The 24,664-nt window shown below is 43.1% G+C and carries 19 protein-coding genes and 1 tRNA gene; 2 read left to right on the top strand and 18 right to left on the bottom strand.

Annotated features, from left to right (window positions below; all coding sequences use genetic code 11):
* Nucleotides 1-23: 23 nt before the first annotated feature.
* Both mutS and fdxA read left to right on the top strand, forming a co-directional pair.
* A complete protein-coding gene (gene mutS, locus ACMFL8_RS01675) occupies nucleotides 24-3,152 on the top strand; it encodes a DNA mismatch repair protein MutS (RefSeq protein ID WP_413189919.1) in 3,129 nt (1,042 codons plus the stop codon).
* Between the two features lie 92 nt (nucleotides 3,153-3,244).
* The gene (gene fdxA / locus ACMFL8_RS01670; RefSeq protein WP_101205516.1) at nucleotides 3,245-3,568 is read left to right on the top strand and encodes a ferredoxin FdxA; all 324 of its coding nucleotides are present in this window, start codon (nucleotides 3,245-3,247) and stop codon (nucleotides 3,566-3,568) included.
* A gap of 115 nt (nucleotides 3,569-3,683) precedes the next feature.
* Here fdxA and ACMFL8_RS01665 read toward each other — a convergent pair whose 3' ends face one another.
* From ACMFL8_RS01665 to ACMFL8_RS01580, 18 genes are all read right to left on the bottom strand, one after another.
* Entirely contained in the window at nucleotides 3,684-4,184 is a 501-nt protein-coding gene (locus tag ACMFL8_RS01665) for a pilin (RefSeq protein ID WP_413189918.1), read from the bottom strand.
* Between the two features lie 249 nt (nucleotides 4,185-4,433).
* Nucleotides 4,434-4,901, bottom strand: a complete 468-nt coding sequence (locus ACMFL8_RS01660; protein WP_413189917.1) for a pilin — start codon at nucleotides 4,899-4,901, stop codon at nucleotides 4,434-4,436.
* A 315-nt stretch (nucleotides 4,902-5,216) separates the two neighbouring features.
* Complete coding sequence (locus ACMFL8_RS01655) at nucleotides 5,217-5,678, bottom strand: type IV pilin protein (RefSeq protein ID WP_413189916.1); 462 nt, start codon at nucleotides 5,676-5,678, stop codon at nucleotides 5,217-5,219.
* Complete coding sequence (locus ACMFL8_RS01650; protein WP_413189915.1) at nucleotides 5,678-6,226, bottom strand: type IV pilin protein; 549 nt, start codon at nucleotides 6,224-6,226, stop codon at nucleotides 5,678-5,680. The genes ACMFL8_RS01655 and ACMFL8_RS01650 overlap by 1 nt, the downstream gene beginning before the upstream one ends.
* A 12-nt stretch (nucleotides 6,227-6,238) precedes the next feature.
* Nucleotides 6,239-10,165, bottom strand: a complete 3,927-nt coding sequence (locus ACMFL8_RS01645; protein ID WP_413189914.1) for a pilus assembly protein PilY — start codon at nucleotides 10,163-10,165, stop codon at nucleotides 6,239-6,241.
* A gap of 42 nt (nucleotides 10,166-10,207) precedes the next feature.
* Entirely contained in the window at nucleotides 10,208-11,014 is an 807-nt protein-coding gene (locus tag ACMFL8_RS01640) for a PilX N-terminal domain-containing pilus assembly protein (RefSeq protein ID WP_228293221.1), read from the bottom strand.
* Between the two features lie 70 nt (nucleotides 11,015-11,084).
* Nucleotides 11,085-12,080 (bottom strand): PilW family protein, encoded by a 996-nt coding sequence (locus ACMFL8_RS01635; protein WP_210541075.1) that lies wholly within the window; start codon nucleotides 12,078-12,080, stop codon nucleotides 11,085-11,087.
* Entirely contained in the window at nucleotides 12,080-12,646 is a 567-nt protein-coding gene (gene pilV / locus ACMFL8_RS01630; protein ID WP_194620746.1) for a type IV pilus modification protein PilV, read from the bottom strand. The genes ACMFL8_RS01635 and pilV overlap by 1 nt, the downstream gene beginning before the upstream one ends.
* Complete coding sequence (locus tag ACMFL8_RS01625) at nucleotides 12,646-13,152, bottom strand: Tfp pilus assembly protein FimT/FimU (RefSeq protein ID WP_413189913.1); 507 nt, start codon at nucleotides 13,150-13,152, stop codon at nucleotides 12,646-12,648. Before ACMFL8_RS01625 ends, pilV begins: the two co-directional genes overlap by 1 nt.
* Before the next feature lie 281 nt (nucleotides 13,153-13,433).
* The gene (locus ACMFL8_RS01620; RefSeq protein WP_413189912.1) at nucleotides 13,434-14,306 is read right to left on the bottom strand and encodes a ComF family protein; all 873 of its coding nucleotides are present in this window, start codon (nucleotides 14,304-14,306) and stop codon (nucleotides 13,434-13,436) included.
* 27 nt (nucleotides 14,307-14,333) lie between these two features.
* Nucleotides 14,334-15,770 carry a phospholipase A gene (locus tag ACMFL8_RS01615; RefSeq protein ID WP_413189911.1) on the bottom strand — a complete coding sequence of 479 codons (1,437 nt, stop codon included), beginning with the start codon at nucleotides 15,768-15,770 and terminating at the stop codon, nucleotides 14,334-14,336.
* 463 nt (nucleotides 15,771-16,233) lie between these two features.
* Nucleotides 16,234-18,426, bottom strand: a complete 2,193-nt coding sequence (locus ACMFL8_RS01610) for a protein-disulfide reductase DsbD domain-containing protein (RefSeq protein ID WP_413189910.1) — start codon at nucleotides 18,424-18,426, stop codon at nucleotides 16,234-16,236.
* Between the two features lie 58 nt (nucleotides 18,427-18,484).
* Nucleotides 18,485-19,069, bottom strand: a complete 585-nt coding sequence (locus ACMFL8_RS01605) for a protein-disulfide reductase DsbD N-terminal domain-containing protein (RefSeq protein WP_413189909.1) — start codon at nucleotides 19,067-19,069, stop codon at nucleotides 18,485-18,487.
* 391 nt (nucleotides 19,070-19,460) lie between these two features.
* Nucleotides 19,461-19,922, bottom strand: coding sequence for a type II secretion system major pseudopilin GspG (gene gspG / locus ACMFL8_RS01600; RefSeq protein ID WP_189584089.1), 462 nt, complete (start codon nucleotides 19,920-19,922; stop codon nucleotides 19,461-19,463).
* 373 nt (nucleotides 19,923-20,295) lie between these two features.
* Nucleotides 20,296-21,498 carry a type II secretion system inner membrane protein GspF gene (gene gspF / locus ACMFL8_RS01595; protein WP_189583041.1) on the bottom strand — a complete coding sequence of 401 codons (1,203 nt, stop codon included), beginning with the start codon at nucleotides 21,496-21,498 and terminating at the stop codon, nucleotides 20,296-20,298.
* A 133-nt stretch (nucleotides 21,499-21,631) separates the two neighbouring features.
* Entirely contained in the window at nucleotides 21,632-22,696 is a 1,065-nt protein-coding gene (locus tag ACMFL8_RS01590) for a hypothetical protein (protein WP_210541070.1), read from the bottom strand.
* Nucleotides 22,697-23,024: 328 nt separating this feature from the next.
* The gene (locus ACMFL8_RS01585; RefSeq protein ID WP_189583047.1) at nucleotides 23,025-23,960 is read right to left on the bottom strand and encodes a helix-turn-helix domain-containing protein; all 936 of its coding nucleotides are present in this window, start codon (nucleotides 23,958-23,960) and stop codon (nucleotides 23,025-23,027) included.
* 619 nt (nucleotides 23,961-24,579) lie between these two features.
* A tRNA-His gene (locus tag ACMFL8_RS01580) sits at nucleotides 24,580-24,655 on the bottom strand.
* Nucleotides 24,656-24,664: the final 9 nt, after the last annotated feature.

Below are 24,664 nucleotides of genomic sequence, written 5' to 3'. Positions count from 1 at the left end.
CTAAGAACCACAAGAGACCGTGCATGACTGTCAAACCAATCGCTCAAAGCCCTCATTCACCTGAACCGTTAGTCATAGGTGACGCCGTTTACCATTTGGCAGACCATACGCCAATGATGGTGCAATATCTAACCATGAAAGCCAATTATCCACAAGCGCTACTGCTGTACCGCATGGGTGATTTTTATGAGTTATTTTTCGATGATGCCAAGCGCGCGGCACAAATATTGGATATCACGCTCACTCGCCGTGGTACGGACAAAGCAGGCAACACAATTGCGATGGCAGGCGTACCATTTCATGCGGCTGACAGCTATATGGCACGGCTGATTGCGGCTGGGCAGACAGTTGTCGTCTGCGAGCAAATCGACGAATCAACCACTGGCAATGCGAGTAATAAATCCAATACGCCTACGATGGGCGATAAGCAGAAAAAAGATAAAAGCAAATCGACCGCTGGCAGTATTATGCGCCGTGAAGTGGTCAAAACTCTGACAGCAGGTACGATTACCGATGATGCATTAATTGCGCCAAACCATACCCCTACTGTGGTCGCCATTGATATTGCTATACCTAAATCGAATAGCAATCAGCCACTACAAGCTGCCATTAGCCAAATGGATTTAGCCGCTGGCACGTTGATTACCCAAAGCCTGACAGCAGATAAAAATGATATCGAAGGCTTACAAACCCAGATGCTGACGGTGCTCGCACGCTTTGCGCCCAGTGAATGTATCATTAGCGAAGCACTGAGCGATATTATTAGTGGTACTGATGCAGAATGGCTGCTGTGGCTACGTCAAAACCTTGACTGTCCTATTATAGAAGTCGCCGCCAATGACTTCCATCGTGAGCATGCCAGCACAACCCTCTGTCAACAGTTTGGTGTGCAACGTCTAGATGGCTTAGGTATTAGCGACAAGCCATTGGCGCAATCTAGCTGTGCTGCGCTTATTCATTATGCGCGGCAAACCCAGCAGCGTCATGTGCCACAAGTCAATCAACTCATCGTCGAGTACAACGATGATTATCTGATTATCGATGCCAATAGTCAGCAGAATCTTGAGCTATTTACGCCTGTCAGCAACAGCGGCACTTCATTGATATCGGTGCTGAACCATTGTCAGACCCCAATGGGTAGACGATTGCTGGTACAGCAGATGAAGCGCCCTTTACGTCAGCATTCACGTATCAATATGCGCCTAAATGCGATAACCAGTCTTTTGCAGACAGACAATCAATCTGACGAAAATAAACAGCTGAAGCAAAATTTAGAAAATAATTCATTAGTCACTAACTTACGCGAGACCCTAAATGCCATCGGCGATATTGAGCGAATCAGTAGCCGAATCGGTCTGATGAGCGCCAAGCCACGCGACTTACGTAAACTCGCTGATGGTATCGCTAGTAGCGCGCAGATTACTACTCTACTGATAAATTCAGGCATTAGCCATGAGCAGTCAGGACTGTTGCCGATGCTGATGCAGCAATTGCCTGACCAGTTACCTGCGGTACAGTCCGTCGCCGAGCTGATTGAGCGTGCCATTGTCATTGAGCCGCCCGCGCATATTCGTGATGGTGGTATGTTGGCTGCGGGCTATGATGAAGAGTTTGATCGCCTTACCCATCTGCATGACAATATTCAAACGACATTGGATGAGATGGTAGAGCGTGCGCGTCAAGAGAGCCAATTACCCAGCCTAAAAGTGGGCTTTAATAAAGTCAGCGGTTTTTATTTTGAACTGCCCAAAATGCAGGCAAAAAATGCACCGGCGCATTTTATCCGTCGGCAAACGCTCAAAAGCAGCGAGCGTTTTATTACTGATGAGCTAAAAGATGTCGAGACCGAGTATCTGAGCGCACAAACCTTAGCATTGACTCGTGAAAAGCAGCTATATAATGAACTGTTAACCATTTTAAGCAGCCATTTAGCTGAACTACAACAGCTGAGCGCTGCGATCGCCCAAATAGATGTGCTTAGCAATTGGGCACAGCTCGCAGTGACTTATAACTGGCAACGTCCGATAATGAGTAACAACTCAAAAGATGATAGTGGCTTAGAAAGCGGCTTAAAAAACAATCACTCGAAGAATGGCTTGAATAATAACAGTCAAACCAGTATCGATATCACAGCAGGTCGTCATGTCGTCGTCGAAGCCGTACTAAATCCAACTAATATTGGAAATCGTACCAATCAAAACAGTCATGCAAAGCATACCAACCAATTCGTTGCCAATGATTGCGCACTTGGTAGCGCTGGAAACCCTGAACGCCTGTTAATGATTACCGGTCCTAATATGGGTGGAAAATCGACCTATATGCGCCAAACAGCGCTAATCGTCCTACTTGCGCATTGCGGTAGCTTTGTCCCAGCAGCGCGTGCTCATATCGGTGATATCGACCGTATCTTTACCCGTATTGGCTCGGCTGATGATTTAGCAGGTGGCAAATCTACCTTTATGGTGGAGATGATTGAAACTGCTAACATTCTCAATCAAGCAACAAGCAAATCACTCGTATTAATGGATGAAGTCGGGCGCGGTACGGCGACCACTGACGGTCTTGCTATTGCTCATGCCTGTGTCAATCGCTTGGTCGAGATTGGCTGCCTAACCTTATTTGCCACTCATTATTTTGAGCTGACGCAATTGTCAAAGGATGGTGAAGCCAATCATGCTAACATTCGTAACGTCCATGTCGCTGCCAGTGAAGTTGATGGTCAGTTGCTACTACTACATCAAATTCGCGAAGGTGCCGCCAGCTCTAGCTTTGGATTACACGTCGCCAAGATGGCTGGCATTCCTATTCAGGTATTGAATGATGCCAAGCGTTATTTAGTAGATAACTTGAAAATAGATAACTTGAAAATAAATAGCGTAAAAACAGAAAATGAAAAAGTTGTTGTTGATAAAGTTGATGACAAAAATGAATTAGCTAAGTCAGTAAAGGATAAACGCCAGCAGGCTTATAATGGTCATCCTCTAGACCAAGAGGTGAGTCATATTACTCAAGCATCAAACACACTCAACAATCCACAGCAAAATCAGCTGTTTAGCTTACAAGATGAACTAAGCGCCATCAACCCTGACAATCTAACACCGAAGCAAGCGCATGACCTTCTCTATCATCTTAAGAAATTCATTAGTCATTAAAGGGAATTGTCAAATAGCCGTAAAGGCGCTAAAATATGCCTTATTTTTCAACTATTCTATTTTGCTCAATCCAATAACAGGTAGACATCACTATGACCTTTGTCGTTACAGATAACTGCATTCTTTGCAAATACACCGACTGTGTAGAAGTCTGTCCTGTGGACTGCTTTTATGAAGGCCCAAACTTCCTCGTCATCGATCCTGATGAGTGCATCGACTGCGCACTATGCGAGCCTGAATGCCCCGCCAATGCCATCTTCTCAGAAGACGAAGTACCAAAAGATCAAGAAATGTTTACGCAGTTAAATGAAGAACTGGCACAAAAATGGCCAAACATCACTGAAATGAAAGGGCAAATGCCAGAAGCTGAAAAGTGGGATGGCGTGGAAGGTAAGATTCAGTACTTGGAAAGATAACTTTCTCTTTAAAGTCCCTATATCATATCAAGACAATAAAAAACCACCTAATAGCATCTGCTGCTAGGTGGTTTTTTATTGCATAGATAGTAAATATCTCTATCAACTGAGCAAGCTATAGGCTAGCGTTATAGCTACAAGAATTGGGTAAATATAACGCGTCTATATCGCTGCTACAGCTCCAAGAGCCTGAACTTGTGCGTAGCCACTCTATTTTTTTGCCTAATAGTTTCGGGTTCACTTGATTAGATACGATGGCAGTAATACTGGTCGTCAATGTCAGTGGATTACTCAGTTGTGCTACACCCATGTTGTTGGGTAGAACAACACCTACTTGTGATCCTCCTACTATCAAGTTAGAAGCGGTAGCACGAGGGTCACATTCTTCCTTGCCTAATCCAATGACTGTTCTACCTGTCTGTAGGCACTCCTCTACTGTTAGTCGTAGTTGGGCTAATTCATTAATCACCCTCGTTGCTTGCGTTTTGCCCATATAAATTTGATATTGAGGAATCGCAATCGCTGCTAGAATGCCAATGATAGCAACGACAATCATTATTTCAATCAAGGTAAACCCCAACTGACTAGTACTGTGACATTTTTTGGTTAATAGCATGATAATAGCCAAATGTATAATTATAGTGTTATCGATGCATACCCTATGCCATTACCTTTTAAGCAAACATAAAAAGCAAAGCTTAACGTTTATATTTTTGGTTACTAAGTTTTATAGGCTCAGCTTTAACTCTGGAGGTTTTTTGCGTTTTGGTTGGCAGAATAACTATGTAGTGAAAATTAAAAGCGAAAAAGCCAAACATAATGTTTGGCTTTTTATCACTTATTTAAACTTACATAAGACTAGTACTTATACACCTGGGCAAGCAGCTGGTGCATATTTTTTAGCAGCAGTAGTAGCACAAGACCAAGTTCCTGCATCAGTACGAGTCCATGTGAGTGTTTCAGGAGTAGCTTTTAGAGCGGCGGCTGCATTACCAGCAAACGTACCAACGATCGTACCATTAGTAGCAAGTACGGCTTTATTCTTACCATCTGTTACTGCTGTACCCGCAACAGACGTTACTGGTGACGTTGTCATGCTCAGGATATCAGAGCCTGTCCACCCCATATCACAAGCATCAACAGCAGTTTTACCTGTATTCAAACAGTCTTCATAGGCAGTTTTAAGTGCGCCTGTTTCGCCCATTACACGTGATACTTGTGACTTAGCGATATAGTTCTGATACTGAGGAATAGCGATTGCAGCCAAGATACCGATAATAGCAACAACAATCATTAGTTCGATTAAGGTAAAACCTTTTTGAGCAGTGTTCATATGAACTCCTTTTGGGTATATAAAGACAAGTGGCGATCAGCGCTTTTTATCTTTAGTAATATAATTTGTTTTTTTCTTACTATAAAGCATGCATATAGCATACCAATTTTAAGAAAATTACTATTTTTAGCATTAAATCACACTGTTCAACCGAATACTTAAGAAGTATAGCTATTTTCTAGCTAAATAGACTTACATACTACTGACAATATTGCTACTAACTTACTGAAAATTGTCAGTACACCCACATAATAATAATAAAAAGTAACTATACGTGACAATTTTTGTCAAAATTTGTGATATTGGCAAAAATTGTTATTTATTCCAGTCATTACCAGTACCACACTTCCTATTTGCACCCTGAATACGACATTTTATGTTTTGATAGTTAAGACTTAGATTGCCATCGTTAGCGATTTGACTACCTGTTCTTGGAATGGCATTAATTGTCCATTTAGTAACGAGTGGGTCTGTTATTGTTACGTCATATAGCGCAGTGCCCTGTCTTGGGTATGCAGTGGAAAATTCCGTTTTGATACCTGCGCTAATAGCACTATAACTACCTTGTGCTAGTTTACGACTTTCAATCTCTGAGGCGATATTTTGCATCTCAGTCATCATGTCCGTACGTTTAGTTTTGATGACATATTGCTGATAACTAGGGTAAGCAATTGCCGCTAAAATACCAATAATAGCGACGACGATCATCATTTCTATTAATGTAAAGCCGCGCTGCTGTATAGATGATGGTTTTAATATTTTGCTAGAAATTGACATCACCAGCTCTCCTGTCCAATGCCACAATCAGTAGAAGCGGTAGTAACCGTCCTATCCTTACTTTTGCATTTCACGCCTGTACTACTGGTCATCAAAATTTGCGCATCTGAATTTTTAAGGGAAGTATTTGGCTGAGCAAACATACGCCACGAGCTACCCGCAGTAGAGTAGCTTGTACCTGCGGGGGCTAACGTGTTACCCGTGCTAGCATCGACTAATGTAATTAGATAACTGTAGTTAGTGCTATCGCTACCCTTAGGGACGTAAATAGTTTTATTGTTGGTTGAATCGTATGCGTAACTGACATCCCCATTACTTGCTATTTTTTTGGGTTTGAAGCCTTTATAAGTCAAAGCACTAGCACGCCAACGGTTTAGCTCTATATCCAGTTGCTGCATACTCGCTTGCGCTTGCGATTCGGCATTGCGTACTACAAACTGACGGTAAGACGGAATCGCAATTGCCGCTAAGATAGCTACTATCATGATGACCACCATCAGCTCTATGAGCGTAAATCCTAGCTGTTGCTTCAACGCTTTCATATTCATGCGACTATCCTATCAGTCTACTTCGTACCATACTTTCGGCTGTAGAGTATAACGTTCGTTAAATATAAAATCGGGCGCTGTGCCATTACCTATGATGCTGTCAGCCGCTGCTAAACCACCTTGATTCAATCCCTTTGGATTGGTAAGTGCATTGAAAAGCCCTTTACCATTATCAGACCCAAAGTTGACCCGATCATTCACACGCTCGGTCAATGTACGTGTACCAATAAGTAAACGCTGATTGGATAGGTTCGAGCTACGTGGTCCGAGTGTTAGCTCTTGTATGCCTTTGCCTGCTTGTACATATCCAGCAGTACCATTCTTAGAAGCCTCATCGGTACAAATACCGTAAGGTAGGCAATAGAGCTGTCGCTCTGAACCACCTGTAACCTTGGCAGAACAAGAGTCTACAGCACCATAGCTCATGTCTGGATTGTAGACAGTCGTGTATATAAAGCTATCAACCACTTCAGATTTACCGATACCTTTACCATATCTCACATTACCGTAGCCATCAAAACGAGTCAGAGGATAATACCAGCCTTGTTTGGCTCCCGATTTTAGAGTATTAATGGTCACATTTTTTTGAGCTAAGGTATATCCTGTGGCAGTAAGCGTCCCAATTGCTGAAGGCAACTCAGCTAAACTACTTGAGGCGGTATTGTTCGCGGTCAAATCTACGATTGCTTGGCCTCCTGCTGTTCCTGCAGTCGTAAAGTTATTGGAATAAAAAACATTATCTAGCTTGGTAACATCGCTGTCTATAATGCCATACAGCCTATCAGCCTTGGTGTTATCACGTATTTTTGATAAAGGCGAGCTGCGGTCACCTGAGATAGCATTAACCAATGCAAACAAATCATTACTGGTATCATTACGATAGAAACTGACAACTGGACGCTCGTAAAAGCGATAGTTATATTTTGCATCGCTGCCTGTGTAGGCACTTTTGAGTACACGAGTGACTCTGGTATTAGTAAAAGATGTTTCAGGCGATGCAGTTCCTGATGTTACTGGTCTCACAAAGCCAGCATTAGTAAAGTCTGCACGGAATATCTGACCACCTAAATCTGCAAAATAGATATGATCCATAAAGCCATCGTTATTACGATCCAACGTGGTCACACCAGCGACGATACTGTTGGTCATACTAGTAACAGTATTTGAGGCACCTTGAGAATTAGAGGCATTAGAAGCCGACCAAATCAGCGCGCCTGTTTTGGCATTGATAATATATACAGCATTACCCTTGGTCGATGTTTTGGTTGAACAAGTACCTAAGGCTGTATCTGTGACGCCAACCTGAAAGCTTTCATTTTCATAACACATATCATAGCCACCACCGAATACCAGTACATCAGTACCCGTATCAGTCGTACTAGTTTTTATTTTAGCCTTGGTAGGTTTCTCCCAAATCTGACCCATACGACCAAACCCTGCAGTGGCTGGCGTAATAGCAAATATCATACTTGGATTGTCACTATCATTTAGGTTTAGTCCATAAAAAGCCTCACCGCCCATACGCAAGCCACCATAAGCAAAGACACCTTTACCACCTGCTGTGTTGACATTTACTCTATTATTAGACAAATTATAATTATAATCAGCAGTGACTAACCAAGGAGCATCTATGCCAAAGTTTGGTGACCCTATATCAGCTTTAGTTGCATCTTTAATAAGCGCATTTGACTTACTGACATCCGTCAACATCTCTTTCGGTATGATAACGAATTTTTCTGTACCACCACCATCGCTTTGGTCATCTGCATCTACTAAATGCAAGCCACCTTCTGATGAGCCAAATAGCACGTAATCATCACGCGTATCGGTAACTCTACCAGTAGTCGCATCAAGGTTTGCTGAATAGGAAACGGCTGCTGGGGTAGAATGAATAGTAGCACCAAGCACCTTGATAGCTTTCGATACATTAGCTGTGCTAAGTGTCATATCTTTTACAGCTGTACTCGGAAGAATATCGAATCCTAAGAAATTCAATAACTTTTTTAACGTTGCTTCATTATAGGTAGCAGTATCTTTAAATGTAGTATTCGTCAAAGCCACCCCATCTACTACTACCTTACCAGCAACACTTACCCCTACTTTTCTTAAAACTGGTTTTTTAGTAGATGAGTTTTCCCAGTCTTCGACATAAAGCGTTCTAACTGAGGTGACGCCAGTAGCGGGTGTGTTCAATTGCGCGTAAAAACCACCAGATTCCACTTTATCATTGGCCCCAGTGTAGTTCTTATCTGACCACATATCTTGCGTCGCCGGATCCAAATCACCTGCGATACTTTTGAATAGCTTGGCATTACCTTTACCATATAAGGTACCTTCATTTAGGGTATATTTTTTCATATTACCATCCCAAATGACTGAATTTTCAGCGACCTTAGGTTGTAATGTCGGATAATAGGCGACAGCGAGCTGACTATCAGCACGGTAAGGATCGTCAGGGATAACGATTGTACCTGATGGCACCGACGGTAAGGTTTGATTCAAATCACTGACGAAGCTCACGATACTATTGACAATATCATCTGTAGACTGCGCTGAATAAAACCCACCCTCACCAAAGCCTCCAACTCCTGCTAGAGAAGGATGAGACTTCTCACCCCAGTTACAGGCGTTTTGTGCATCAATATTTGTAATGTTCTTACAATTATAAAAATCACGATTTACTGTAATGCCTGTCTTTGGATTGGTATAAGGAAGATTACGTATCACTCGATCCGCTAAAGGCTTTGCTACGTCTGCCACTCTATCGACATTAAAATCTGAGCCAAAGCCAACCACTGCGGTATAAATCTCTCTATCTGTTCCTAGAGGATTGATGGTTGGATCCCGTAAGGCTTTGGCAAATGCTCCAACTTCAGGCATACCATTATTATTGTCACTACCACTAGGTAAGGAGTTTGAAGGTACTGAAAAACTATTATTTTTCAATACTGTACGCATTATTCTTGCAGGATCAGGCGAGCTGTTAGGATTACCATCTGTTAAGAAATATATGCCTCGTCCATCACAAGAAGATGGTGATGACAATGGACTAATATAGTTACTACTAGTTTTGGAGGTAGTAACAGATTCGTCAAAACCACTATAATTACCGATACCATTAAGATATACAGTATTCGTGCCTAACATGTAAGCACCGGCCTCTGCATAAGCATTTGCGGTGGGAGTACCATTGGAGCCTATCAAAGCTGCTACCTGTGTCTTAATTAAGCTACGCTGTGCATCATTCACTAATGCTGCTGGTACCAGTATTTTGCCACTCCTTCCATTAGCACCTATATATTGATTATTACTATTACTCTGTGTAGAGAACTGACCAATACCAATAGATACCTTTTTAGGATCTAGAAGACTACTGTCCATTAAAGTGAAAATCGCATCTTTTAGACGAGTGAGACGATCATAAACCTTGCTCCCATTCTTGTAGAAGTATCTATTATTGGTGCCAGATGTTACATAGTCAAAACCATCGACTGATGGAACGTTATATATTCTTGTACCACAGTCGGCAAAACCGTAGTCAACAGATCCAGAGCCATTGCTATCGCCACACCGATACCACCTACCATTGTCTCTATCCAAGCGATAAAAATATCTTGTTCCAGTTGTGCAATAGTTCTTTATATACGTAGGCGTGGTATTTGAGTTTTCAGAACCTTTTGTAAAAGACACACCAGCAGGTAAGTCACAAGCGTAATTTACCTGATCATTACTCATACTACCCGAAGTATCTAGCATCATGGTGATTGTAGTCTTACCACCTTCTGCCGCTTTATAAATCTCTAAATCGCCAATCTTTTTACCTGCCACATCTGCCTGTGATGCAGGCATTATCATTATCGATGCCATGACAACGACTAGATACTTTAAGGGTACCGTGATCACGTTAGTCGTTCGCTGTACGTCGTCAAATCGTTTCATGACATCTGTCCTTATATTATATCGGTGTAATGAATAAGCAAGTTAAGGCGTTGTAGCTAGTACACATAGCGGATTTAGTGTCCCTTTGCCGAACGGATAACATTTGGTAGAAGAAGAAAGGTTTTCGACATCCGCTTGCTCATACAGCGTTTTGCTAGGTGTGTTAGCCGCTAACAGACAGCCATTTAATGATTTTTTCCCAGCAGCTACGTTGGAGGAAATGCTGGTTTGCTCAAAACATTTATCAGCACCTGATTTTGGTTCACTATAAGCGGGGAGCGAAGAAGTCGGTCTGATATCGAACTGATACTTCTTACTGGTTCTATCCTCAATCTCTTTGCCAAGAACAACAGATTCAAACGGCTTTGCATTGGCACTAGGAGGCGTAACTGTAATACTCATCTGCGTCATGACGGCTTGTCTAGCACTGGTATAATCAGCTGCATCGGTATAATCACAAACACCATTATTCAATCCATCCACATATCCGCCAAGAGGTGCTCTAACAGTCGCACTGTTTGTTAGATAGCTTTGTGTCCGAGGATTAAAGCAATAAATGAACTCATTAATTTTATTCTCTTCAAATAATAAAAAATGACCCAGTGCTCCTGTAGCACTCGTTACATCTCTGTACCCAGTGGAGTCTGCGCTCCCATTCACCATCACCTCTAGCTTTTGGTTGGCACTATCTGCTGATTGGAGTAATACAGTGTTGATTTGGTCACTGGTCGCCACTTTAAGATCTGTCGTGCTTTGTCTAACTGCTATTGCACCTGCTAGCATAATAAGCACTAAAAATAACAAGACCACTATCAACGTCGCACCTCTCTCGGTGCTCCGATATGCCATATTGATATCTTTTCGTGTCGAACTTGATAAATCGCGGTATCGAATCACTTTGAGTCTCCTTACCAATATGCTATGGGCTAGTTAGATTTACGACACGAGCGTTACGCAATAACGTTGTGGTTTGATAGGTAGTCCGAACTTTCTTTGTACTGCTAGCATCTGTCTTTAGCTTATTATCTGCTGGTAATTGCCCTAACAAAGCAAATTCAGACTGTTCAGCACTTCCTATAACAGGTGTACTACCATGAACAATTAAACCAGCCTTAACAGCAGTTACTACTGGTGTGTCAGCCGTTATATTCAGATAAGCACTACTCGGTAAATAAATCATTCTTCCTGCATTAGCGCCAGTTGTATACTGTATACCCAATAGCACTTTAAACTGATCGACATTGACAATAAACTCTTGCCCTGCTTGACCAAAATTACGTGAATCACTTGATGGAGTCACAATGACTATTCCACCAGCAGTATTAACGCGCCCTGCATCACATGCCAATACTAAGTCTTTGATAGCACCAGTACTGGTATCCCCGGTTGCCTTACGTAAGAAATAACGCTCAATGACAATGTCATTAACAGCCGCACCTGCACCTTCGCAATCTGTCATTGGAGAGCCTGTGATGTTAGTATATTGAATAGTCAACTGATCGCTATTGGTATTGGTATTGGATATACCTGACCAACCATTAGTACCAACAGTAGCATCTCCTGCGCGTCTCGTTAGATACCCCGTATTAGGATAAGGAGTAGGTGTAATCGGAATGCCAATATTAAGACCTGTTAAAACAATACCACCATTAGGCGTAGTGCCATCAATTCTAGTGGTTGGGTTACCAAGATTGGCTAAGCGAATGCTTTTTTCTAATTGCTGTAACCCAAATACGCTCGCATCTTGTAATTCGCTACCACTGGACTGAATACTACTTGTTTTTACATTTATTAAATATACTTGGATGACGGCTGCAGACACGATTAAACCGAGTACCAAGGAAATCATCAACTCTATTAAGGTGAAACCTACCTGACGATTATTCAGATTTATTTTTTGATGATTATATGACATCAGTATGCCTCCATAATAAAGCACTCTGCGCCATTTTTATAACTGCCATTTGCATTCGCACAAGCATCAGATGCAGTATCATCTAATGTAACTTTCGTATCACCCCAGCTGGCCACGAAACACTGTAACTCTTGCTTGCCTGATGTGCCTGGACAGCCGTTGGGAACCATGCCTATATTAATATCATTGGCGCTTGCATATGATTTTAATAATAATCCATCACGCGTTGCCATTTGGTTGATCGTGCAGGTCTGCGCGGCGGTGGGTGCCGTAGTTGCATTTGTTATACAGTTGTCTTTTGTTATGCTTCCTCCATCAATACTAATAGCGTTTGAAGAGCCATTTATCGCTGCTTTGAAAGCAGCAATACCGCTAGGATTATTACGCATAGCCTCTGCTCCACCTCGCATGATAGCTAAAGAGCGAGTACGCATAAGGCTTTCGTCTGTTGCTTTTATCGCTGACATTTGCATGGCGCTGAACCCTAACACAGCCACAGCTAGCAATAGTAATGCCACCATCACCTCTATTAATCCTACACCTGCCTGTGTGGCTCCAATCTTCATTAACAGCTCCCAGAACTTATAGTATTAACGTTAGCAATATTAGTAAGTTTTACTTGTTTGGGCGTCTCACTGTTAGAGCCGCTATCACAGATGGTATATACTACTGTAGCACCACCAACTATTTTTTTGTTTGGTTGAAAAGCAATACTGGTTACAGTAGACGGGGTAATAGTTTGGATAACAGTGCTCTTATCACTAATATTATAACTAAATATATCGGTATTATTGGCGCGCAATTTAATCGTTTTAGGTGTACTGGTGTCAGTATATACAACCGTTACATTCTGACGACGGACAATACTCTCAACCTTGGCTTCCTTTAGTGCATTAGCAATAGTAGCCGCAGTCGACTTAACACGCTGATTGGCCAACTGATTGCTGATACTAGGCGCTGCAATACCGACAATAATAGCAAGCACAGCTATCGTGACCATCAGCTCAATCAGGGTAAATCCTGAGCTGGTCATTCGTAATGGGTGCGGTAGATTTTTCGCAGATGCGTTCACATCAAATCCTATTTATGGCTGTATGTAGCCCTAGTTTCTTAATGGTGCTGAGCACCTAGTTTTTATGGTGGTAAAGCCTGTGCCGCTCATCTAATATCTTTAATAATTTGTACAATTTTCCTGCAATTTTTATTCCATTTTTATTCATAAATAGCATTGTAGTAACAGCTATAACGCAATGCACAGAGAAACAACAAATTTAGCTAGAGTATATTCATAATATAGCGATAAGGTAACACATTAGCAACATAATAGTAGCCATCAATCGAATGAGAATACTTCTATGACTGACTACCATGCGCTAGAGCATAAGCAATAAGAGGATGTTTATGAGAGGTTGGAGCGTTATTGAGGGAGGTAATGCTAGACAAGCTATGTACTGTACGCCCTAACGCTTGCAGACTGGCACCGGTGGTGGCGACATCATCAAATAATATCAAGCGTTTACTGGGTGGTTTTTCAATTAATGCAAAAGCGTTGTCTAAATTACTCAAGCGTTCAGCACGCGTCAGTCCTTGCTGACTGATAGTGTCATCTATACGCTGCACCCCATGCCATAGCGGTATTTGCCAATGCTTGGATAGGTGCGCTGATAAAATACTAACGGGGTTAAAGCCACGTTTGATCAGGCGTTGAGCGGTGGTCGGCATGGCGACGATCATACTGTTGTCGTGATGACAGCCGTGCGGGCGTGGGAGTTGACGCAAAGCGTGTAGCAATAGTGGCAGCTTGGTCATATCTTCGTGATGCTTAAACGCACGAATCGCTTGGCGTATCGGATAATCGTAATAGGTCGCTGCTTGGATAGATAATGTACTGCCAGCAGCCATGTCTACCTGAAAGGGTTTAGGTAACCAGCTTATACTGTGATGGCAATGCGGACAGAGCAGACCGCTATTTAAACGCTTATCAAAGAAATGGCGCAGATTGGCAATAGAGGAATGATTGTTAGGCAAAGAACCAGATGCAGAATTAGCGGTATTTGATGAGTACTGTGACTCTACTATTTGGGATTTTGTTGGCTGAGATTGTATGAGCTGGTCTTGTATCAGCTGATATTGTGAGACGCTTTGGTGAACACGGCATAACTGGCAACGTATACTCAGATACTCTGCCAGCCATAGTCCGGTTTGATAAGGTGCTAAGCGGTACATGCTTTATGGTCAGGATGAGTATTGATACTAAAAACCCTTCCAGTCATTAAGTACGATACCAAAGCCAATAGACGTGTTTTCATGATTATAGTCGATGATAGACTCGCCATAACCTTGGAACAACTGCACCATACCATTGACGTTTTCTGACAACGGATAGATATAGTCGATTTGTGCAGCGCCCTTGTTCGTGCTTGGATTATAACGCAGGGTACCACTAAGGCTCTGCTGATCAGGCAAATCATACAAGAACTTGATATCGCCATAACCCATATAGTCTTCGATATCTGGATTGTCATCATCGCTGCTATTATCGCTGTTCACGCGAGCCCATAGACGCGGTATGACTGAAAGCTTACCCCACTCCGCTCCGGCCATCAAATAAGCACGATTCCATGAACGTGATAACGGATCGTCTTGTCCATTAGAATGGTGAACAGCACCGACACCTAACATACGTAGACGGCCACCAAAAGGTAGGTCAGCTGCTACTGGTTGGGTCAAAAATATTTCAGGCTGATAATCAGTCGCGCGGAATGGGCGCGAGTTATCTTCGTTATAAACCTGCCAATGCGACTCTTGTGTATAACCAAACCACAAATCTGCACTGGTATCGAATAAATCTTGAGCAACTTTAGTCTTTAAAGACAACTGAAACTTCAGCTCAGTCTCACGTATGTCATTTGCAGACAAAGACTCTGTTTCTTGAGACGGTGTCCCTGGATTTAAATTGGGATCAGACGTATAAAATAGTGGTAACACATAGGTTGGTCGATAAGGTCTGACCGTCCAAGTACCACGCTCGCTGTTCTTATCAAGGTCATAAGACAAACTAAGTGGCGTATACTTTTCGATATCGCCTTGCGTGACGCCTACGTTTTCTAAGACTTCTGCTTCTCTTTGCGTCAGTCCAACGGTATCTAGGCTCTCAGTAGAATCTGACTGATTGACCAGTAAACCTGTATCGGTCTTATTGGCCTGCACAATACTCGTGGTATTCTCTTCAGCAAAGACGACTTGCGGGTTACCTGAAATGGTCGATTTGAAGGTTTTTGCCAAATCTAGCGGTTGTTTGGTACTCGTGTAGCTTGGCGTTTCGCCTTGCTCAGCTACCTTATCGAAGCAGGCCAGACGGGCAGAACTGGTCTGTACTTGCGTACATTCAAAAAACAACTTCGCCTGTTTGGCGACAAAGTCATTACTCGGCAGCTTACTACGATCAATAGGCGTATTAGGGTTTTTTAGACGCTCGTAGACCACTTGTGGAGAGTTGTCATTGTCATATTCAAGCATAGCTTCTGCTACAGGTATCTCATTATAAACCTGAACGTCATTCGCCGCTTGTGCTTGCAAAGCCGTACAGCTTAAAGCGATACCCATAGCGATGCTCAGCTGAGTCTTTGACCCAAACCCTAAAGCCATAAGGCTTCGAGTCTGATGCTGGGGTGTAAGAGGAGCAAACATAAGTGTCCTTTGTCATGATTGGCATTGAAGCCAGTAGATTATCTAATGCAGGTAGCATCAATAATAGCTAAGCTAAAGTTGGTCGTCAGTGATATAGATATGTGATTGAAAATTATTGGGGCGTGTCGCTCATAACCAGTTTTGGTAGCCATCGGCCATAGCATTGCTGCTTGAACATTGTTGCGTTATTGTAATAAAATTACTGCCATTATACTAGCGTTATCAAGACTTAATCTAGCATAGACTCAATTAATAATGACTTAACAGCCATAATGACAAATCCTTCTCTCAAATAGTAAATGCGGTCATTGTTAAAAGATAAATTACTGAACATATATTAAGAAATCGGTATAAAAAAACCAGCGTACCACTCAGCCTATTCGGCTAAGAGAGACGCTGGTTCATCGATGTGTGCCTTGGATAATTTTTTTAGTTAAATTGATGGCTCTCTAGAGCATCACACCTACTGTGTCTTATTCAATTCCGTCAATGTTTGCTCAAACTCTTGACGACCGATTTCACCGACTTGCTTATTCACCAATTGACCATCTTGATAATACAATAGCGTCGGTGGACCAAACAGTTGATAACGTGCCAAGATAGCTTTTGAAGCATCTGTGGTTTCCGTGATATCTAAGCGCACCAATTGCCAATCCTGCATCTGTATCGGACGATTGTGGAATAGGTTTTTGTCCATAATACGGCACTCAATACACCATTCGGCAGTGACATCGACAATCACTTTAGGGTTAGCTGCGGTAATCACATCCAGCTCCGCAAGAGTGGTAATGCGCACATCATTAGCATTGCTACTGGCATTACTCACGCCAGTCGTCTGGCCAGTCGTTTGCGCCATCATAGGGGAAGTTAGTGAGGCCAGTGGATGCAGACTATCATCGTTACCCAACGCTGCACCGATAACCAGTGTCGTCGCCCAAATACCTGCAATCAAACCCAATGCTTGGGTCAGCATACGACCCTTGCCTATCCAGCTCCATGCCCATGTCGCCACGACCATAAACCATAGCGCCCAGACCAATAGCATGACTGGTGAGATAAAGACGCGCTCAATCATTAACAATGCCACGGCAAATAACAATAAAGAAAAGCCCAGCTTGACCCAATTCATCCACTCACCAGCTTTTGGCATGATTTTGCCTTGCGTTGCCCCAATTAGGATCAGCGGTGCGGACAACCCAAAGCCCAGCATAAATAATGCGGCAAACCCTAATAGCGGACTACCGATGGTCGAGACGGCCAGTAATGCCCCGAACAATGGTGCAGAGACACAAGGCGATACCACTAAGGCTGATAAGAAACCAGCAACCAAGCTACCACCTGTACTGCCCAACTTGCTATCACCGGCTTGGCTTAATCCTTGCATTTTACTGGTAATGGCGCGCGGTAGACGAATCGTAAAGACACCGAGCATATAGAGTGCTAGCAAAACGAATACAATGGCAAAGCTGATTAAGATAATGGGGTTTTGTAGCCAACCAATGATACCTAATGACTCGCCAAAGACAGCAATCACCGCGCCCAAAAGACCGTAGGCAATAGAGACTCCTATCGCATAACTGGTCGTTAAAATCACGCCTTTTTTGACTGTTGGATTTTTCTGACGGGCAACGATGTTAGCAACGATGGGCAACATTGGCAGCACGCAAGGCGTCAATGCCAAACCCAAACCTGCTAAGAATAGCAAGCCAAATGCTAGCCAAGGATGGCTCGCCAAACCAAAGGGATCGTTGTCGATAAAGTTATTAGATAATACGTTGTCGCTGTTGGTCGCCTCACCCGATACGTTGCTATCTGCTCCAGAGAGCGTATTCGCCGCAGCACTACCACCCAAAGAGTCATACTCTACAGCGCTATCATCAATTAGATCATAATCAATAGCACCATCGTCTGTCAGTGCTTGCTCTTTATCAGGCAAAGCATTGTCAAGATCAGTTGCAGCAGTATCTTCTGATGTCGTGTTAGAGTTTATAGTTGAATTGGTTGTACTCGCAGAACTGTTGTTTGCAGTAGAGCCATTAGACGCAGCCTCTTTGTTCGCAGCACTAGCATTGTCTGCCGTTATTTGTGCCGATGTGGCTACGATATCGACAGTCGTATTAATCTTTTCAGGTGGGTAGCATAGTCCAGCTTTCGCACAGCCCTGCCAGCCGACGACGATAGCGGCGTTATCTATATTCTTGCCACTATTATTCGTCAATGTGGTGGTAGCGATCATGTTTGCCTGATCAAATACCAACACCTTGCCAAAAGTTGGATCATCCATTGAATAGGGTGTTTGGCTAAAGGTGAACGGCGCGGCCGTCACACCCGCAGGTAGCGTGAGCTTAATTTGCTTCTTGTAGACGTAATGCTCAGGAGTGATATCAAAATTAATTGATAAACGCGTACCAGATTTGGTAGGTGTACTATCCGTACTGACTTGAAACGCCTGATTGACTGGCAAAAATTTCGACTGCCCAGCACTTTTATCGCTACTAAAGAGGTCGCTAAGCCCAGCCGCTTGCACCGTCATCGAGGTCGCTGTCAGACCGGTAAGTAATGAACCACTAGCGATAGCAAGCGCTAAGACATATGATTTTCTTTGACGAGTGGTGGCGCTGAATGATGAGGATTTTCGTAATGTCTTGATGGACATGAATGGCTACCTATTATTACCGATACTTGAATCAACCTGCTTGCTGTTTGTCTGCGTGTTATCTGCGTGTCGCAGCAATGTTTATCTTCGTTTTAACTTTTTCTGGCGGATAGCATAATCCTGCTGTTGCACACCCTTGCCAACCAATAATAACGGGCACATTCTTGGCGCCTTTGCCATTGCTGGTAATCAGAGTCGTGGTTGCGATCACACTCCTTTGCGTAAATACAGGCACCTTGCCAAAAGTTGGATCATCGATTGAGACAGGTGACTGATTAAACGTAAACGGCGTGGCGCTCACTCCCTTAGGAAAACGTAAAGTGAGCTTATCTTTATAGACATAATGACCCGGAGTAATCTCAAAAGCGATCGATAAACGCGTACCTTTAGAGGTGGCTTTGGTGCTGCTGACAACTTGAAAAGCTTGATCGACTGGCAAAAACTTCGACTGCGAGGCACTGTTATTATTACTAAACAAGTCACTCAATCCTGCTGCTTGTGCTGTCATAAAAGTCGCTGTCAGTCCAGTCAGTAGCGTACTACCCAACAAAACGAAAGACAACAAGTAAGGTTTTTTGGCAGTGGTTTTGATTGTTAGTACTTTGCTTATTAGCATTTTGGAGAATGGCGTATTAATTGGCATGGTTGTCTACCTTTGATTGCTGCTTTCAATGTTTAGAAGTTGGCTGGGTTAGCACTCAAAACCCAGCGCTACGATTAGCGCTGAACCTATCGACTTATAGTGGAATTACTTTAAAAAAATACAGTGCGACTGGGATGATTTTTTCGTAGCCTCTGTGATAGCAGCAAGCAAGCGAAATTTATACCAGTCGCACATAACTATTAACGTATCGATTCTATTTTAAGTTGACTATATATCGAAATAACGTCGGATTTTTTTGACCAATGCATAAAAAATATCAACCAATAATGCCTTATTGATTGATATACATCGATCATTAACTGTGAGGTCGTAGATCCTGTTTTTTAAAACCGCTACCAGTTATTCTCTATTGTCAGTGGCGCTAAATAGTTTATAACTTGGCATAAATATCAGCATCTTGACCTTCACCGCCCTGCTGACCATCTGCCCCTAACGAGAATAAGTCATAAGGGCGACCTTCGTTACCCGGTGCCACATATTGCATCTCACTCTCCCAACCATCGGTTGGATAGCCACCTTTGATATAGCCACCATCAGGATAGTTTTTGGCATCCGCAGGCGGTGTCGTCAGAGCATCAAGGCCTTGCGCAGTGGTCGGATAGCGTGAGTTGTCCACCTTATACATATCAAGGGCATTCGATACGGTCGCTAGTGCGGTTTCAGTGGTTTTGACACGCGCTTTATCGCTTTGCCCAACCACTTTTGGCACTACTAAACCAGCAAGAATCGCCAAAATCACGATGACGACCATAATCTCAATAAGGGTAAATCCTGACTGGTAATGCGCTTTTGCTGGACGGCGCTGCACCGATAATGGCGTTTGCTCACCCATGGTATCCGAAGGAGCTTGGTTTATCTCACGTTGCGGCACCGTCTTTCCTTGAAGGTTGTCAATCATAGTCATCGCTTTTATCATCGCTTTTGGGATCAGAGTAATTTAAATCGTAAAATGGCAGTCAAGTTGTATTGATTAGTCTTGAGACGATTATCACTATAAACCATGGTTTTATTTTTATCCAGCGCTGCGCTCATATTGTCATCACAGCCAGTATTCAGTAACGGCTGACATTGATGAGTATAATTTTGACCCGCTTTCACTATAGCGTGGTGCTTGAGTTTGCCATAGTAAAAATGCGACTCAGTCAACAATATACAACAGTAAGCAAATCTTAAGAAAGCTGGCGCAAGGTTTAGAAAGATATTAGCTAGCCTGCCAAATCATTCATATTCACAATCGGTAGCATCACTGCCATCACAATAATCATGACCACCACACCCATCAACACTAACATCAAAGGCTCAAGTAATGACAGCAAAGTACTAATAAAGTTGGTGGCTTCCGCTTCTTGCATATTGGCCGCGCGGCTGAGCATGTTTTCAAGCTCGCCTGAGTTCTCGCCACTTTTGATCATCTGTACCATCATCGGCGGAAAGTATGAAGATTTTTCTAACTGACTGGATAAGCTTGAGCCTTCTGTCACCCTATCGGCAGCAGTGATAATGGTTTTTTGAATATGCAAGTTGGTCGCAACGGCAGCGCCAATGTGTAGTGCCTCAATCAGCGGTACGCCTGAGCGCACCAATATCGCAAGGGTACTGGCAAAGCGTGCGGCATTAAGTCCCTTCGATAGCCGCGCCAATATCGGCAGTTTAAGCACGACACTATCTATCGTCAGCTTACCTGCTTGTGTCTGAGCAAAGCGATAGAACAAAAACGCCGTCCCTGACAGTACTAGCAGCATCAGCCACCACCACTGGGTAATGATGTTCGATAGGCTAAGTACGATTTGGGTAATCAAAGGTAGTGCTTGCTCAGACTGCTCAAAAACCTTGACGATTTTGGGCACCACGAAGCTCATCAAACCCATGATTACCCCGACTGCCATTACCATTAGCACAATCGGATAAACCATCGCACCTTGGATTTTCTTTTGCAGCGCAAAACGGTTTTCGGTGTAGTCTGCCAGCTGATTCAGGATTAAATCCAAATGACCGGACTTTTCCCCAGCAGCAATGGTAGCGATATATAACGGTGGAAAACTGGCCGCTTGCTGCAACGCACGGGCGAGGCTCAAGCCCTCTAAAACATGCGAACGCACGGCAAGCATTAAGGATTTGATATGGGTTTTTGGCGATTGCTTGGCGACGGCGGCCAGCGTTTCTTCAAGCGGAATACCAGCCGCGAGTAATACTGATAATTGACGGGTGAGCAGCGCCAACTCATAAGCCGATGGTTTTTTATAACGGCTTTTATGTTGATTTTGTCTGTCATTGACCGCACTGACCTCAACGGGTGTCCACTGCTTATCGCGCAGCTGCTGGCGTACTTGTCGCGCAGAATCCCCTTCAAGTAAGCCTTTTTGGACACCGCCGTGGTCGTCGAGCGCTTTATAATGATAAGCGGGCATAGCAGCGGATATCCTAAAGTAGTCAAAAAAGGGTTGGATTAGTGCGTAAATATCAGTGCGTAAATATCAGTGCGTAAATATCAGTGCGTAAATATCAATGCTTAAATAACGGCTGGCTTAGATAAAAAACCACTTAAAACAGGGGCGTTGAGTCGTTATTATCAGGCATCAAGCCTTGTAATAATAAAACATCCAGATGCTGCTGTTGCAATTTTTTATCAAAATCATTCACTTCAGCGATCAACATTCTCTCAATGCGTTTGTCACTGGCGAAAACACTAAGCCGCGCACAGATGACTGCCAGCTGATAGATACGTTTTTTACAATAACTGTCCAAGCCTTGTAGCAACCGCACCATATGCGGGGTTTCAAGACTGGCATACTCATAATCGGCAACGACCTGCTGACCAAGCGACGTCACGCTATAGCTAACAGACAAATGGGCGCAAAAATAACAACTGAATAAATAGCCGACGACATGACCGATGTAATAGCCACGGTCATAGGTAAAACTGCTGACGCCAAAGTGACTGAGTACATAACTGTTGAGGCTGGCTTGCTCTAAGATAGGCTTGCCGTGTTTAAGCTTGCCAACCGTTGCGAAACGCAATGGATTGTGACCATCCTGCATAGTTAGCTGCCAGCCCGCTGGCTGCTGTGCGGGCATATGGCGCACGATATCTGCGATAATATCATCGACCACATGCAGCTGCTGCCAAAGCCTTTCAAGCGCATCGGTATCCATTAGACCGCGCTTATCAAGCTGCTGTGCGAGTAAATACTGTTGATATTCGGTGAACTGTGCTTTTAGTGTTTGCACCAAATAAGTGGGTCGCGTGGCGGCAGACGCCATATAAAGTAGACGCGTACGTTCGTGCTGGGCACGATAGAGTGCCACACGCTGCTCGGCAATATTGGTTTCGTTGACAGCAAATTTTTCAATCTCTGCGTTTTCGATACCTGTGCTGTCAATCCTTGCGCTTTCACTCCCTACATTTTCAGAAGTGGGCAAGGTGAATAATGCCAACAACGCTGCTTTATTAGGCAAAATCGCTACCTTATTTTTTAGCTTATCTTCTGACAGAGGCTGATTGTGTCCGATATCATTTTTATCGATACTGCTGCTATTTTTGGCAAACGTAGAAGCGCCTTTTTGGTCATACGATTTTGCAGTTGGTTTTGCGGTCGGTTCAGTCATAACACACCATCAGCTTCAAAAATAAACATCGCTTGAGTCACCAGATATCACTGCCAGACAGTAAGATATAAAGCGCTAGAAGCAAGTGGTCGCACCTAGGCGACTCATCACTCCATAGTACCTGAACCTAAGCGCATTGTCAGCTTTACAGCAGCAAAAGACTCTTAATCAAATAACGCCATTTAGGTTTCGTTATCGAGTGAGAATATTCAGTATTCAAGCATATATAAAACAAAAAAAGCGTTAAGGTCGAATATTCAACCTTAACGCTTTACGAGGGTATTTTTGCGATGATGTTTTGTGATGGGATTAAAGACGCTGTCAGACACTAAGCCAGCAGCTGTCTTTGGTACTGTTGGCGATACGCTTTTGGCGACACCCCGTAGACGCGCTTAAAGGCTTGGCTAAAGGTCGAGTCCGACGCATAACCGACCAGCTCACTGATACGGCTAATACTGTTTTGCTGCAAACGTAAATAACGGGCGGCCAAACGCAAGCGATAATCGATTAAGTAGGTCAGTGGCGGCATACCGACAGTATCTTTAAAGCGCTGGGCAAAGCTGGAGCGTGACATGCCAGCGACCTCAGCAAGCGTCAGAATCGTCCAATTTTGGCTCGGTGCATTATGCATCGCGGCTAGCGCTTTGGTTAAAAACGGATCTTTCATCGCCTTTAACCAATTGTCTGTTGCCTCAGGTATGCTTTCGATATAAACGCGCAAACACTCAATCATCATAATACTTGCCCAATGATTGATCACTGCCGTTTTGCCCATGCGCTCATGCTGAGACTCTAAGGTTAAAAGTTTAATCTCTACATCAATGACCTCAAACCGACCATCGGTGTCATTATTGATCTCAGGCAATATCGATGGCAACACCGACAATAAAGGATTAACCATCTCTTTGTCGTATTTGCACTCAATCAGTATCAACGACGACTTCTCATCACCGTCACTTATCATATCAAGCGTATTGTCTTTGCAATTAGTGAGCAGCTCATCCAACGGCTTGGCATCATTCCCATGATGACTCAGCGCATAACTGACATGTTGATAAGCATTGGGAACCATGATGATGTCGCCGGCATGTGCCTCTCGTAAGCCATTGCCCACATCGATACAAAAGCTACCTGACATCACCAAATAAAATAGAATGGTGTCTTTTCTGGTCAGTGAATACGACCAATTACCAGAACCATTTAAACGATAATATTTTGTTTCAAACAAATGCACATTTTGTAGCAATACACTCAGTGCGTCCATCAATAACTTCCTCAATAATCTATGGCAGTTGATCTTAACCCTGCAAAATAAACCACCTAAGAGATATTACACAAGAGAAATCACTTATCGTGGACTGCACTTAAAATTATACGTACGCTAAACACATATCGAACCCGAATTTGTAAAAATACCGTCCTTTATTGCCTCTGTAGAAATATTTAATATTAGCAACATTAATAAGGCTCAGTACTCTAAATTAGCCACCCTCACCCATACCATCAAATAATTATTCTAAATTTTTAATGAATAGTTTATATTTACTTAATAATGAGCAGTTTACCCTAAAAGAAGTAGGGATATATGACTAAATAAAAGCCAAGCCCTATCAAAATTAAGCTTTGTTAAAATTAAGCTTTGTCAAAATCAACTGTGCTTATAAAATATTGGTGACAAAACACTGATAAGAAAATTAGCGACTAATAAATCCGTTGGTTATTTAAAAAACCAACACGGCAGGAGCGACAAGTAAGGGGCGACACGCGATCGTCTAACCAGAAGAAAATGGTCAGAGAATTGAAAAAATGCAGACGAAAAAAAATGCCAACGAGGGCAATCAGTATGTATAAATAAGATAAGTAGAAAATAGTATTAAATAAAATGGGGCGACTGATGGGACTCGAACCCACGACAACCGAGATCACAACCCGGGGCTCTACCAACTGAGCTACAACCGCCATAACTAT

Origin of the sequence: Psychrobacter sp. AT9 (genome assembly GCF_047272965.1) — a bacterium.
Taxonomy (GTDB): Bacteria; Pseudomonadota; Gammaproteobacteria; order Pseudomonadales; family Moraxellaceae; genus Psychrobacter; species Psychrobacter glaciei.
The sequence above is the reverse complement of the archived record's forward strand: the minus strand, read 5'-3'. Positions and strand labels throughout refer to the sequence as shown.